11 protein-coding genes are annotated in these 13,511 nt (G+C 40.6%); 6 read left to right on the plus strand and 5 right to left on the minus strand.

Going from position 1 to position 13,511, the window contains the following annotated elements:
- The first annotated feature begins 187 nt into the window (after positions 1–187).
- Positions 188–376: a hypothetical protein gene (locus tag H5079_RS18465; protein WP_011328907.1), complete on the plus strand. Its 189-nt coding sequence runs from the start codon at positions 188–190 to the stop codon at positions 374–376.
- A 315-nt stretch (positions 377–691) separates the two neighbouring features.
- Here the strand turns inward: H5079_RS18465 and erpA are convergent, their stop codons facing one another.
- Positions 692–1,030: an iron-sulfur cluster insertion protein ErpA gene (erpA, locus tag H5079_RS17680; RefSeq protein WP_011328908.1), complete on the minus strand. Its 339-nt coding sequence runs from the start codon at positions 1,028–1,030 to the stop codon at positions 692–694.
- A gap of 253 nt (positions 1,031–1,283) precedes the next feature.
- On the opposite strand from erpA, the gene H5079_RS17685 reads away from it, so the two are divergent.
- From H5079_RS17685 to hemL, 4 genes are all read left to right on the plus strand, one after another.
- The gene (locus H5079_RS17685; protein WP_182684581.1) at positions 1,284–2,966 is read left to right on the plus strand and encodes a chloride channel protein; all 1,683 of its coding nucleotides are present in this window, start codon (positions 1,284–1,286) and stop codon (positions 2,964–2,966) included.
- Between the two features lie 16 nt (positions 2,967–2,982).
- On the plus strand, positions 2,983–3,417 hold the full coding sequence (locus H5079_RS17690) for a CopD family protein (protein WP_011328910.1): 435 nt from the start codon (positions 2,983–2,985) through the stop codon (positions 3,415–3,417).
- Positions 3,418–3,534: 117 nt separating this feature from the next.
- A complete protein-coding gene (locus H5079_RS17695) occupies positions 3,535–4,551 on the plus strand; it encodes an aspartate carbamoyltransferase (protein ID WP_011328911.1) in 1,017 nt (338 codons plus the stop codon).
- 36 nt (positions 4,552–4,587) lie between these two features.
- On the plus strand, positions 4,588–5,868 hold the full coding sequence (gene hemL, locus H5079_RS17700) for a glutamate-1-semialdehyde 2,1-aminomutase (protein ID WP_011328912.1): 1,281 nt from the start codon (positions 4,588–4,590) through the stop codon (positions 5,866–5,868).
- 74 nt (positions 5,869–5,942) lie between these two features.
- Here hemL and mrcB read toward each other — a convergent pair whose 3' ends face one another.
- The 4 genes from mrcB to H5079_RS17720 all read right to left on the minus strand — a co-directional run bounded on the left by mrcB (position 5,943) and on the right by H5079_RS17720 (position 11,486).
- Entirely contained in the window at positions 5,943–8,285 is a 2,343-nt protein-coding gene (gene mrcB / locus H5079_RS17705) for a penicillin-binding protein 1B (RefSeq protein WP_182684582.1), read from the minus strand.
- Between the two features lie 176 nt (positions 8,286–8,461).
- Positions 8,462–9,691, minus strand: coding sequence for an ammonium transporter (locus H5079_RS17710; RefSeq protein ID WP_011328914.1), 1,230 nt, complete (start codon positions 9,689–9,691; stop codon positions 8,462–8,464).
- Between the two features lie 9 nt (positions 9,692–9,700).
- Positions 9,701–10,039: a P-II family nitrogen regulator gene (locus H5079_RS17715; protein ID WP_011328915.1), complete on the minus strand. Its 339-nt coding sequence runs from the start codon at positions 10,037–10,039 to the stop codon at positions 9,701–9,703.
- 181 nt (positions 10,040–10,220) lie between these two features.
- Entirely contained in the window at positions 10,221–11,486 is a 1,266-nt protein-coding gene (locus tag H5079_RS17720; protein ID WP_182684583.1) for a diguanylate cyclase, read from the minus strand.
- 352 nt (positions 11,487–11,838) lie between these two features.
- Here H5079_RS17720 and H5079_RS17725 point away from each other — a divergent pair, with 352 nt between their 5' ends.
- A complete protein-coding gene (locus tag H5079_RS17725; protein ID WP_011328917.1) occupies positions 11,839–13,359 on the plus strand; it encodes a S10 family peptidase in 1,521 nt (506 codons plus the stop codon).
- The last annotated feature ends 152 nt before the right edge of the window (positions 13,360–13,511 follow it).

The raw sequence follows: 13,511 nt of genomic DNA on the forward strand, positions 1-13,511 counted from the left end.
TATTGTATACTATTAACTCATTGGTAAAATGGCTAATTACATTCGGCACAGGTTAAATAATGAATATATATTTACCAAGCCTGAATAGATAGCTTAAACCATTAATAAATATTTGTAACAATTTTGTTCCATTTTAGTGTTACATGTTTATGCTTAATCAATAACGAGCACCCTAAAAGGCTAAATAATGTTCAGGCTACTTTTTTTACTTCCTATTATACTGTGCTTAGGCTGGTGTTTTTTTCTTCGCCACCATGGTGTGCCTATTAAAAAAGGCAAAAGAGGCTTTGTATATATACTCGCGTTTTCTACTTTTGTACTTGGCTTTTTTATATTAATGATGCAAATAACCGAATTCACTCCTAGCGAATTTTAGGCATTAAAAAAGCCGCAAAAGCGGCTTTAATATTTTATTGTTTACCCAGGGTTTGTTGACCTTTGCGGGTTAATATTTGTTCCAACTAGGGGCAATTTAATCGCGGCGCTAGGTTTGTAACCTAGTGGGCTAAGTAAAAACCGAGCAACAAAGAGTTAATTGCCCCTAGGCAGAACCCTTCGGGCAGCGCCTGTTTGGCATTGATGCTACGTTATCGCCTATTTATGGGGAATAACCACACCACATAGGCTCTGCCTTGCCTAAACACCAAACAGACTGCTGCAAATTTAACCTTGAAAGTTCAACAGACCCTTGTTAAATAGTAAAGCTTGAACCACAACCACAGGTTGTAGTTGCATGAGGATTAGTTACAAAAAAGCGTGCGCCTTCTAATCCTTCAGTGTAATCAACTTCACCGTCTACTAAATATTGTAAACTCATCGGATCAACCACCAGCATCACGCCATTTTTGACGATTTCTAAATCACCTGGATTGGCCTTTTCATCAAAGGTAAAACCGTACTGAAAACCAGAACAACCACCACCCGTTACATATACGCGTAATTTAAGTTCTGGATTTTCTTCTTCATCGATTAACTGTTTAACACGATCGGCTGCCGCGTCAGTGAACTTAATTGGTAATTCTTCAGACATTTTAAAACCCTCAATATCGTAATGCCGTGATTATCTAATACCCGAGTGTTTTAATCAAGTATAGTAAGATAAAGGTTGCAGGCACTCGCTGCTGTTAGTAGCAAACTAAACCTAAATATTGAGTCCAGCATCGCTTATTTGCGTATTTTAACGTTAACTTTTCTATAAATGTAATTATTTTACAAAATCACAACGACTTAGCGAGTGGCTTTTGCTAAAATGACCGCTGAAAAATGCTGCGGGGAAATAAAGCATGTGGCTTGAGCAACTCAGGCGTCGATTAGCCAAACCTAAAACATCCGTACAATTATGCTTATTAGGCGTAAGTGCCGGATTAATAGCTGCATTTTTTATTATTTTATTTCGCTTAACGATTCTTTTTTTTCAAAGTATATTTTTAGAAACTCCCGACGACTTTACCACCCTCCCCACTTTAGAACGCGTATTAATGCCCCTTATTGCGGCACTCTTAATTGCGCTTTTTGCGGCTTTTACTGGCTTTAAACATTATCGCTTGGGTATTCCGTTTGTAATTCACCGTATTAAACGCCATTACGGGCAAATGCCAATATATAACACCCTAAACCAATTTGTTGGTGGTGCATTGGCTCTCATCAGCGGCTTTTCGGTGGGACGCGAAGGGCCTTCGGTGCATTTAGGTGCAACTGGGGCAAGTATCTTAGCAACTAAATTGCACTTACCTCATAACGCCATGCGTACCCTTAGTGGCTGTGGCATTGCAGCTGGTATTGCCGCCTCGTTTAACACGCCGTTAGCAGCGGTTATTTTTGTAATGGAAGTAGTACTTCGAGAATATAAAGTACATATATTTGTGCCAATTATGCTTGCAGCTGTTACTGGCGCTTTAGCAACCCAATTTGTATTTGGCGAAGGCTCAGAGTTAGCACTTATAAGCATTGCACCGCTAAGTGGCTGGCATTACCCGTACTTAATATTGTGTGGCATGGCGCTGGGCGCAATAGCCTATAGTTTTAATCAAAACTTAATGTTAATTATTAAAACGTTTAAACCACTTAGCATGTTTCCTCGCTTACTTATTGCTGGCTGTATTGCCAGCTTAATTGCGTATACCGTCCCCCAAGCTATGGGGTCGGGTATGAGTGCAATTACTATTGCGGTTGAATCCCCTGAAGACATGCAATTATTAACTACTATTTTAATTGCTAAGTTACTCGCCACATTATTTGCGATAGGTTTGGGTATTCCCGGTGGTTTAATTGGACCGGTTATAGGGCTGGGGGTTTTAATTGGTACTTTAATGGCCTTTTTTGCCCAGTTTATTAGCCCAGGTACAGATATAGCAGGCACTTATGGTGTACTTGGCATGGCAGGATTATTAGCAGCAACGCTGCATGCACCGCTTGCGGCTTTAACCACAGTGATGGAGCTCACTTCGTCTCCAGAAATAATAGTGCCTGCAATGATAGTTATTACCACCGCTTATGTTACCGCGCTGCAAGTGTTTGGTAATCGCTCGATATTTTTACAACAGCTGGATTTTCAAGAGTTACCTTACCAGGTATCTCCCGCTACTGAGGCACTACAAAAAGTAGGGGTAATGGATGAAATGGATGAAGACTTTAAGTTGCTTTACTCCGACGATAAACAGCAAATAAAAAACACCCTTGATGCGATGGACAGCCAAACCCCATTAATTGTATTTGATGAAGAAAATGGTTACCGATTGGCTGAATATGACTTGAGTTTAATGTCGGATCAAGTAACTAACCTTAGCTATATTAGTTTGGCCGGTATTAGCAGCCAAGCCACTTTAGCTGATGCCTTTGAGCTATTAAATGATAAGCGCAGTGGCGCATTGTATGTATATAACTTATTAGATAATCAACAAATTATGGGATTACTACGTTGGGATCAAATCCATCATATTTTAACCATTCGTAACAGCTTACTTTAATTTAAATGAGGGTAATATGAGCGCATTATTAATTTACAAAACCTTGCATATATTTTTTATGATTGCCTGGTTTGCCGGTATTTTTTACTTACCAAGGTTATTTGTGTACCACGCTATGAGCGAAGAAAGGGCATGCAACTCTATGCTTAAAGTAATGGAACGTAGGCTGCTTTTTTTTGTCACTCCGTTTGCCGTGTTAACCGCGGTATTTGGTGTACTCACTATAGTTGAATATGGCCGCGATTGGTTTAAGTACAGCATGTGGTTGCATTATAAACTAGTGCTAGTAATTATTTTATACCTATACCATGGTTACTGTTTTAAGCTTTTAGCTGATTTTAAACATGACCGTAACACTAAAAGTGACCGTTTTTATCGTATTTTTAATGAGTTACCCGTTATAGCACTATTAATAATAGTGGCACTGGCGGTAATAAAACCCAGTTTATAATAAAATGTTTCTAGGTAATTTACTCTGCCAACTAGCTAAGTAACTTTGCTATAATATGCGCGATTGCGTGCTCCTTTAAGGATTATCGCGCCTTTTTGAATAAGTAGGAATAACCCCATGTTAAGTTTCCAAGGTGAAAATATACTCTCAGTTAATCAACTCGACAGAGACTGTATTGAACGTATATTTGCAGTAGCTAAAAAAATGGAACCCTACGCTAAAAAACAAAAGCGTACTAACGTGCTAGAAGGTGCCATTTTAGCCAACTTATTTTTTGAACCTAGCACACGCACACGCGTAAGCTTTGGCACCGCTTTTAACTTACTCGGCGGACTCGTTCGCGAAACAACCGGCATGCAAAGCTCAGCGCTCGCTAAAGGCGAGTCGCTTTACGACACCGCCCGTGTTATTTCGGCGTATGCCGATGCTGTCGCTATGCGCCACCCCGATGCAGGTTCAGTAAGTGAATTTGCAACAGGCTGCTCAATCCCTGTGATTAATGGTGGCGATGGCCCTAACGAGCACCCCACTCAAGCACTGCTCGATTTATTAACCATTGAGCGTGAGCTTAACCGTTTTGAGCAAAACATAGATGGTATGCACATTGCGCTAGTAGGCGATTTAAAATATGGTCGCACTGTGCACTCTTTATCAAAACTATTATGCCACTATAAAAACGTGAAATTCTCGATGGTTGCACCCGATGGTCTACAAATGCCTAGCTATATATTAGATGCAGTAGATAATGCAGGTCATAAAATTGAATTGGTAAACAAAATGGAAGGTAACTTAGCTGCCGACATAGTTTATCAAACGCGTATTCAAGAAGAGCGCTTTCCTTCGCAAGAAGAAGCCAACAAATACCGTGGTGGGTTTAGAATTAGTCAATCAATTTACACTGCACATTGCAAACCTAATTCAGTGTTAATGCATCCGCTACCACGCGATAGTCGCCTAGAAGCCAACGAGCTAGATAACGACTTAAACGCAAATGACAATTTAGCTATATTTCGCCAAGTACAAAATGGCGTATTAATTCGTATGGCACTGTTTGCTTTAACCCTCGGCGTAGAAAACAAAGTCGAGCAGTATGAAGTAGACGTACCTTGGTTTAGCCGCAAACGCGATAGCTAAACCCACTTTTTTTGTGACAAAACAATAGGATTTTTCATGACAATTAGCCAAGACTTATTTGCACGCGCTCAAGCTTCTATTCCTGGTGGCGTAAATTCACCAGTACGTGCTTTTAATGGTGTAGGCGGCACACCGCTATTTATCACTAAAGCTGAGGGTGCGTTTACATTTGACGCCGATGGTAATCGCTATATCGATTATGTTGGCTCTTGGGGCCCTATGATCATGGGCCATAACCACCCTGCAATTAAACAAGCAGTACACGACGCGGTAGAAAACGGCCTAAGTTATGGCGCGCCTACCGAAGCCGAAATTTTAATGGCTGAAAAAGTAAAAGAGCTAGTACCATCAATCGAAAAAGTACGTATGGTTAGCTCAGGCACAGAAGCCACTATGAGCGCTATTCGCTTAGCGCGTGGTTTTACTGGCCGCGATAAAATACTTAAATTTGAAGGCTGTTACCACGGCCATGCCGACTCATTATTAGTTAAAGCGGGCTCTGGCGCATTGACTATGGGCGTGCCTAATTCGCCGGGCATTCCTGAAGATTTTGCAAAACATACGCTTACTGTATCGTTTAATAATTTAGATGAAGTGAAAGCTATTTTTGCTAAATATGCCGACGAAATTGCATGCATTATTGTTGAGCCTGTTGCTGGTAACATGAACTGTATTCCACCGGTTCCGGGGTTTTTAGAAGGTTTGCGCGACGTTTGTGACGAATACAAATCGGTACTTATTTTTGACGAAGTAATGACCGGGTTTCGAGTTGCACTTGGCGGCGCACAAGCCTACTACAATATAAAACCAGACTTAACCTGTTTAGGTAAAGTAATTGGCGGCGGCATGCCAGTGGGCGCTTTTGGCGGCAAAACCGAAATTATGGATTATATTGCACCGGTTGGCCCAGTTTATCAGGCGGGTACATTGTCGGGTAACCCAATTGCCATGGCTGCAGGTTTAAAATCGCTAGAGTTATTAAGCGAGCCAGGCTTACATGCAAAACTAGAAGCAACCAGTAAAGCAATTTGTGAAGGCTTTGAAGCCGGTGCTAAAAAAGCAGGCATTGCATTAACCACTAACTACGCCGGTGGCATGTATGGTTTTTTCTTTACTGATGCTGAAAAAGTAACAACTTACAAACAAGCTACTGAGTGTGATTTAGAGCGTTTTAAACGTTTTTTCCACCTGATGCTTGAAGAAGGTGTTTACTTAGCCCCCTCTGCTTTTGAAGCAGGCTTTGTATGTGCAGCGCACAACGAGCAAGAAATAAAAGATACCATTGCAGCCGCAGAGCGCGCGTTTGCTAAGCTGTAAAACATCAGTTTTATTCAGCCAATAAAAAAAGCCCTAACGGGCTTTTTTTATGTCTTGTAGTTATTCAAAACAGCTTAACGAATACACTGCGGCCTTGGTTCAAATTCACTGGCTCTTAGTGGTAGCTGAATAACTTTGCCGCACCCTGGTGGCGCTTGTTTACCCGTTAGCTCGTTAATAAACGCCCAGCGAATTGAAGGTGGACGAGTATCGGCTATCGCTTCGGGATTTAGCGGTTTTAAATAACGAATATAGGTCTCTAAAGCCCCTACACTACCGGTTAAGCCGGTACTTTTGTTATCATCTCGGCCTAGCCAAGCAACGGTCACTGTGTTTTGATCAAACCCGGCAAACCAGCTATCGCGTAAATCGTTACTAGTGCCCGTTTTACCCGCAAGTTGAATCGACGGAAAGTGTAAGTTTAACCGTTTTGCGGTGCCATCTTTAGTCACTCGTTTCATTGCGTATTTTGTCATGTACATGGCATCTTTAGCAAAACGCGGCTCAGATTTCACCTCATGCTTATACAATACTTTGCCTATTGAGTCGGTTAACGCAGAAATAGCGGTTAACTTTCTATATTCGCCATCGGCAGCAATGGTTGTGTACAATTGTGCTACCTCAAAACTAGACATTTCAAGTGCCCCCAATAACAACGATGGGTATTCGTTAATTCTTCCCTGCGCGCCTAACCCTCTTAGTGTATTTGCAACTTTATCTACACCTACATCAAGGCCAAGATTTACCGCAGGTATATTTATACTGCGACTAAAAGCTTTGTATAACGGGATCGCTCCGCGAAATTGACGATCGTAGTTTTCAGGTTGCCATACTTTACCTTGCTCATTGGTAACTTGCACCGGTGAGTCGTCAAGTAAAGTGGCTAGGTTATAATGTGGTAACTGCAGCGCGCTTAAATACACTGCAGGCTTAACTAATGAGCCAATATTACGTTTGGTATCAAGTACTCGGTTAAAGCCTGAATAACGCACATCGCGCCCAGAAACTAATGCCGATACGCCACCTTTTTCTACGTTAACTGAGATCATCGCCGCTTCAAGCGCGCGAGTATTAGGGCGTTTTTCTAAATAAGGCAAACTTGCCTGAATCGACTCTTCCATTGCCGTTTGTTTTTGTAAGTCAAAATAGGTAAACACACGAACACCGGCATCTAACACATTTTGATCGGGCAATAACTGCTTGAGTTCACGATTTACTAGTTCTAAATAACCTGGGTACGATTTTTGTAAACTGGCTTTCATTGGCGCTATATTCAAAGGACGTTTTAATGCAGCGCGGTATTCATTAGTACTCAAAAGTTTGTCTTCAACCATTAAGCGCAGCACTAAGTCACGACGTTCCATTGTGCGCTCTTCGTAACGACGTGGGTTGTAATAAGACGGCCCTTTTACCATAGCCACCAGCAGCGCTATTTGATCGTACTCTAGCTCATCTACTGGTTTAGAAAAGTAAAATTCAGCAGCCAAGCCCATACCATGTACACCTTGGTTATAAGACTGCCCTAAATATACTTCATTTAAATACGCTTCAAGTATTTGATCTTTTGAATAACGGTAATCTAAAATAAGCGCAATAAACGCTTCGTTTATTTTTCGTGTAAGTGAGCGCTCTCGGGTTAAGTAAATATTTTTAGCCAGTTGTTGCGTTAGCGTACTGCCGCCCTGAACTGTTCGCCCAGCACGAATATTACTATACAACGCACGTAAAATAGAAAATACCGATACGCCGTGGTGCTGATAAAAATTACGATCTTCAACCACTAAAAGCGTGTCTTTTAGCATTGCCGGAAATTTATCCAGCGGTACAAATTCACGGTCTTGTTTAGAGTCGTTACCTATACGCGCTATTTGCACCGGCTCCAGCCTAGCGTTGTTTAAACGCCGACCAAACTTGTCTTTAATACTAGCCACTTTTTGCCCTGCAAAACGCAGTTCAATTATATGCGCCTGTTCTAGCGCGTCATAAAATTCAAAATCGCGACGATATATTTTAATGCTGTTGGCAGTTTTAACATATTGCCCTGTACGACTTAACCTATTAACGGCTGAGTAGTTTAGCCGCTCTAACTCCCAAATAACCTCTTGGCTTGATAAGAACTGCCCGGGGTAAAACGCCATCGAGCGTGCATAAACTTGCGCAGGAAGCTGCCATTTATTACCTTCAAATTGACGAGTTATTTTTGCATCGAGGTAAATAAAATAAAGCGCCATAGCAATAAATGTCGCTAAACTAAGTTTCCAAAAAATAGACCATAGTTTATTGAGTAAAGATCGCTGAGCAACTGATGATTTGTTTTTTGTACTTTTTTTAGCGCCGTTACGCGGTGTACTTTTAGAGGGTTTAGCGCTGCGCTTTGTGGGGGTTTTACCTGTCGGTGTTTTTTTGTTATCAGCCATTTAAATGTAATTTATTCCAAGGTTTATTTTACGGACGTGAGCTTAGCATAGTCACCTACTAGTTCACCATTATAAGGTAAATTAACAACCCATCTTAGCAGCACTAAAGTTAACCTCCCCTGAAATAAAAAAGCGCTACCTAAGTAGCGCTTTGGACAACACACAATAACTTAAATTTAATTACTACGAACCGATACAAATTCTGGGTAGGCGTCAATGCCACAATCGTGTTGATCCATACCGTTTAGCTCTTCTTCTTCGGTAACCCTAATGCCCATAGTATGCTTTAAGATTGCCCACACCAGCAGCGAAGAAATAAACACAAAACCAATAATACACAACAAGCCTATTAACTGAGTTACCAAGTTTGCCTCGGCGTTTGTCACAGGTACTAGCATAATACCAAGTACTCCACATACGCCATGCACAGAAATAGCGCCAACTGGGTCGTCTATTTTTGCCTTATCAAGTATAACAATACTAAATACCACTAATGAGCCGCCTAATAACCCTAATAAACACGCCATCAATGGTGAAGGTGAAAGCGGATCGGCGGTAATCACAACCAGCCCAGCTAACGCGCCATTTAATACCATAGTTAAATCGGCTTTACCCCATAATGCTTTACAAACAAATAGTGCTGAAACAGCCCCCATTGCAGCAGCAGCATTGGTGTTTAATAAAATCTTTCCTACAGCAGTCGCGTTTTCTGCATCTGATATAAGTAGCTGCGAGCCGCCGTTAAAACCAAACCAGCCCATCCATAAAATAAACGTACCTAACGTTGCCAAAGGCAAGTTTGACCCCGGAATTGGGTATATTTCGCCATTTTTACCATATTTTCCTTTACGTGCACCCAGTAATAATACGCCAGCTAATGCCGCTGATGCGCCGGTTGCATGCACTATTGCTGAGCCCGCGAAGTCAACAAAACCCATTGCCGATAAAAATCCAGAGCCCCAAGTCCAGTAACCCTCAATAGGATATATAAGCCCAGTTAACACCAAGGTAAACACCAAAAATGCCCACAACTTCATGCGCTCAGCCACCGCACCCGAGACAATAGACATAGCCGTGGCAACAAAAACAACTTGAAAGAAAAAATCAGATTCTAGAGAGTGATCAGCATCAGCGGCTTGTGTACCAATTAAGCCACCAAATGAAGGAATGATGCCTCCCTCGGTATTCCCTACATACATAATATTGTAACCAACGAGTAAAAACATGGTGCATGCAATTGAATACAAGGCGATATTTTTAGTTAATATTTCTGTGGTGTTTTTTGAGCGTACTAAACCCGCTTCTAGCATGGCAAACCCTGCGGCCATCCACATTACTAATATGCCACAAATTAAAAAATAAAAGGTGTCGAGCGAAAACTTTAGTTCTATCAGTGTACTTTCCATAAATCCCCCTTAAAGTGCATCTTCATCAAGTTCGCCCGTACGAATACGAACAATTTGATCTAGGTCGTACACAAAAATCTTACCGTCACCTATTTTTCCGGTGCCTGCAACTTGCGTAATTGAGTCAACTACGCGTTGGCAGTTTTCAGTACGAGTGGCAATTTCGAGTTTAATTTTAGGAATAAAATCAACTTGGTATTCAGCCCCACGATACAATTCGGTATGACCACGTTGTCGACCAAAGCCTTTTACATCAACAACTGTCATCCCTTCTATGCCTAAATCAGCGAGTGCTGTACGCACTTCATCTAATTTAAATGGCTTGATGATTGCACTAATCATTTTCATTTTAGTCCCCTTAGGACACGTTATTGTTTTTCTTAGTTAATACAATCCAAGCTTTATGCCATTTTTATATGGCAATAAAAAACAATAACTTATAAAAATATTTTATATTTAAAACAAAAAAACGCACCAATTAGGTGCGTTTTTTTATATATAATACTTGATTGGTGCGTGTGTATTTAACTCAACGTATAGCTGTAACCTCTGCTAGCTGCAAAGTACTATTTAAAACCACACAATTGCGCCCTTGATCCTTAGCTTGATACAAAGCTCTATCGGCAACACGCATAGCAGCGGTTAAATTGGTATTTTGAAATTCGGCTAGGCCTATACTTGCTGTTATTGATAAGGTTTTATCACTGATAGTAAAGTCGTAACTTGCGAACTTTTGTATAAATAAATTTAAACACTTCTCGGCTTGTTCAACTTCTACTTGCGTTAATATAATTGCAAACTCTTCACCGCCAATACGTGCCACTGTACTGTTAGAAAATGAAGTACGGATTAAATTACTCACTTGTTTAAGTGCCTGATCGCCGCCGTCATGCCCAAATTCATCGTTTATTGCTTTAAAAAAATCTATATCGAGTAACACTAAGCTATTTTTCTGATTTTTATTTTTGAGTAGTTTTTCAGCATACTGATAAAAGTAACGACGATTATAAAGCCCGGTAAGATGATCTCGAAAAGCACTTTCTTTAATGTCTGCAATTAACGATAACTGCTCCATGGTTTGCAATACACGACAATGAAACTCTTCATTCATAAAAGGTTTAGTTAAAAAATCATTAGCACCATATTTAATAAATCGCGCCGATAAACCATGCTTACTCGCGCCTGATAACCCAATAATTGCTAAGTCATCACGGCCTCTAAAGTTTCTCACCGCTTTAACTAATTCAAAACCATCCATTGTTGGCATTGCATAGTCTGTCATGAGTAATTTAATTTCAGCATCGTTTTTGAGCATATCTAATGCTTGGCGTCCATCGTGCGCCTCACTGACTGCAAATAATTGTTTTTCTAGCATTTGCTTCATTAAAGTACGACTTAAAACCGAGTCGTCGGCTATTAATGCTTTACAGCCTTGGTTACGCAACAGCTGTGCAACTAATTTTATAGCGTAATTATATGAGTCACGGTTATCTTTTATCACATAATCAATTACGCCTAATTCTAACATTTGCAGGCGCTTGTACTCATCCATCTTAGAAGTAAGCACCACAGTAGGAATACCTTTTAATAAGGTATATTTGGCCACCTCACCATTTGGTGCGTCGGGGAGCGTTAAATCAACTAAGGCTAGTGTATAGCTGTGCTTACTTACAAACTCCTTACACTCAGATAAAGACCAAGCAAAATCAATGGCAACATCAAGATACTGTGCAGATATATGGCGAAGGACTTGTTGTACTACTTTACTATCTTCAACTATCAACAGTCTTTGCATAGGGCTTCTCTTTACTTCTAATTTGATTACTTGTTTTATAACCATATGTTCATCATAAATTTAAAGCCTTTAATGAGATTTTAAATTTATTAAAAAGCAAATTACACACCCTGTCGGTTTGCCACTATTTTTTTAAAGTAAATCTCACTTATTTAAGCTGCTATTTATAAATAGATGCGAATATACATTACTTTCATTACGATCGAAATAAAGAGCGATACAAAGCGTTAAAAGCTAAGTTTTTACACATTCTATTTACTCAACCACTATTATCGGCAACTAGTCTCAATACTTTTGTTTTTTTACTGAATATTTCTTTTAATAGAACATTAACAATAAAAAAGGGTCATTCATGAAGTTTAGCCAAAGTATTTTTTTACCTATTGCCGCCATTGCCTTAACACTTAGTAGTGCCTCCTTTGCCGATAATAACCAGCGTCGTATTGATATCGACAGCAAAGTGGTTACTGAGCACAAAGCAAAAATTAATAATCAGCGCTTTTCATATACGGTTGCAACCGGTACGCAACCTGTTTGGGATGACAAAGGCGATGCTATAGCAACCTTGCAATATACTTACTACACCCGCGATAAGGTAGATGACAGAGCAAAGCGCCCTTTGCTTATTTCGTTTAATGGCGGCCCTGGCTCGGCATCGGTTTGGATGCACCTTGCTTATACTGGCCCTCGCGTATTAAAAATTGATGATGAAGGCTACCCTATTCAACCATATGGGGTTAAAGACAACCCTTACTCAGTGCTCGACATTGCCGATATTGTATATGTAAATCCGGTAAACACCGGCTACTCTCGGGTAGTTGAAGATAAAGACGGTAAATTACTCTCTAAAGCTGAACAAAAAGAGCAGTTTTTTGGCGTAAAAGCCGATATTAAGTACCTCGCTGAGTGGCTTAATACCTTTGTAAACAGAAACGAGCGCTGGCGCTCTCCTAAGTTTTTAATTGGCGAAAGCTACGGTACAACACGTGTATCGGGCCTTGCCCATGAACTGCAAAATAGCCAATGGATGTACATTAACGGCGTAGTATTGGTTTCACCAACCGATATTGGCATTAAGCGCGACGGCCCAATTAAAGCAGCTAACCGCCTGCCTTACTTTGCCGCTACAGCTTGGTATCACAAAGCATTAAATGCCAACTTACAAGCTAAAGACCTAGACGAGTTACTGCCTGAAGTTGAGCAGTTTACAATTAACGAACTGATCCCCGCACTGGCTAAAGGCGGCTTTATTGCAGATGATGAAAAGCGCCGCATAATTAAAAAAATGGCGCAATATGCTGGGCTTTCTGAAACCTTTGTAGAGCAAAATAACTTAGATATTCCAACGCAGTTTTTTTGGAAAGAGTTATTACGTGATCGCGGCCAAATGGTAGGACGCTTAGACTCGCGTTATTTAGGTATTGATAAACGCGATGCGGGCGAGTCGCCTGATTACTGGGCAGAACTCACGTCGTGGTTACACTCTTTCACACCCGCTATTAATCATTACTTACGTGAAGAGCTAAATTATAAAACAGATATTAAATATAACCTGTTTGGTAATGTGCACCCATGGGATAGAAGCGGTAATAACACCGGCGAAAACTTGCGTTTAGCTATGGCGCAAAACCCGTATTTAAAGGTAATGATTCAATCGGGTTATTATGACGGTGCAACTAACTACTTTGATGCTAAATATACGTTATGGCAGTTAGACCCAAGTGGCAAAATGCAAGACCGCTTAAGCTTTAAAGGCTACAGAAGCGGACATATGATGTACTTACGCCATGCGGATTTAGAGAGCTCTAATACCGACTTACGTGAGTTTATAAAGGCGGCATTACCTAAAGAAGGCCAAGCTGCTAAATACTAATCAGCAAATATAAAAAAAGGCTCGTAATGAGTAATGCCGATCAGTTAAGTAATAAAAAGCTTGACGATCGGTAAAATGAGATCAGAATCCTATGATCACAGGTCATAGGATTTTTTATGCAACTTGCTCACGAATTAGCTGCTACCCTCGAT

Source organism: Pseudoalteromonas sp. SG44-5, assembly GCF_014164175.1.
GTDB lineage: Bacteria > Pseudomonadota > Gammaproteobacteria > Enterobacterales > Alteromonadaceae > Pseudoalteromonas > Pseudoalteromonas nigrifaciens.

What these genes read in the sequence shown, in the direction of transcription:
- H5079_RS18465 (WP_011328907.1), top strand. Translation starts at nt 188, where the DNA reads ATGTTCAGGCTACTTTTTTTACTTCCTATTATACTGTGCTTAGGCTGG.
- erpA (WP_011328908.1), bottom strand. Translation starts at nt 1,030, where the DNA reads ATGTCTGAAGAATTACCAATTAAGTTCACTGACGCGGCAGCCGATCGT.
- H5079_RS17685 (WP_182684581.1), top strand. Translation starts at nt 1,284, where the DNA reads ATGTGGCTTGAGCAACTCAGGCGTCGATTAGCCAAACCTAAAACATCC.
- H5079_RS17690 (WP_011328910.1), top strand. Translation starts at nt 2,983, where the DNA reads ATGAGCGCATTATTAATTTACAAAACCTTGCATATATTTTTTATGATT.
- H5079_RS17695 (WP_011328911.1), top strand. Translation starts at nt 3,535, where the DNA reads ATGTTAAGTTTCCAAGGTGAAAATATACTCTCAGTTAATCAACTCGAC.
- hemL (WP_011328912.1), top strand. Translation starts at nt 4,588, where the DNA reads ATGACAATTAGCCAAGACTTATTTGCACGCGCTCAAGCTTCTATTCCT.
- mrcB (WP_182684582.1), bottom strand. Translation starts at nt 8,285, where the DNA reads ATGGCTGATAACAAAAAAACACCGACAGGTAAAACCCCCACAAAGCGC.
- H5079_RS17710 (WP_011328914.1), bottom strand. Translation starts at nt 9,691, where the DNA reads ATGGAAAGTACACTGATAGAACTAAAGTTTTCGCTCGACACCTTTTAT.
- H5079_RS17715 (WP_011328915.1), bottom strand. Translation starts at nt 10,039, where the DNA reads ATGAAAATGATTAGTGCAATCATCAAGCCATTTAAATTAGATGAAGTG.
- H5079_RS17720 (WP_182684583.1), bottom strand. Translation starts at nt 11,486, where the DNA reads ATGCAAAGACTGTTGATAGTTGAAGATAGTAAAGTAGTACAACAAGTC.
- H5079_RS17725 (WP_011328917.1), top strand. Translation starts at nt 11,839, where the DNA reads ATGAAGTTTAGCCAAAGTATTTTTTTACCTATTGCCGCCATTGCCTTA.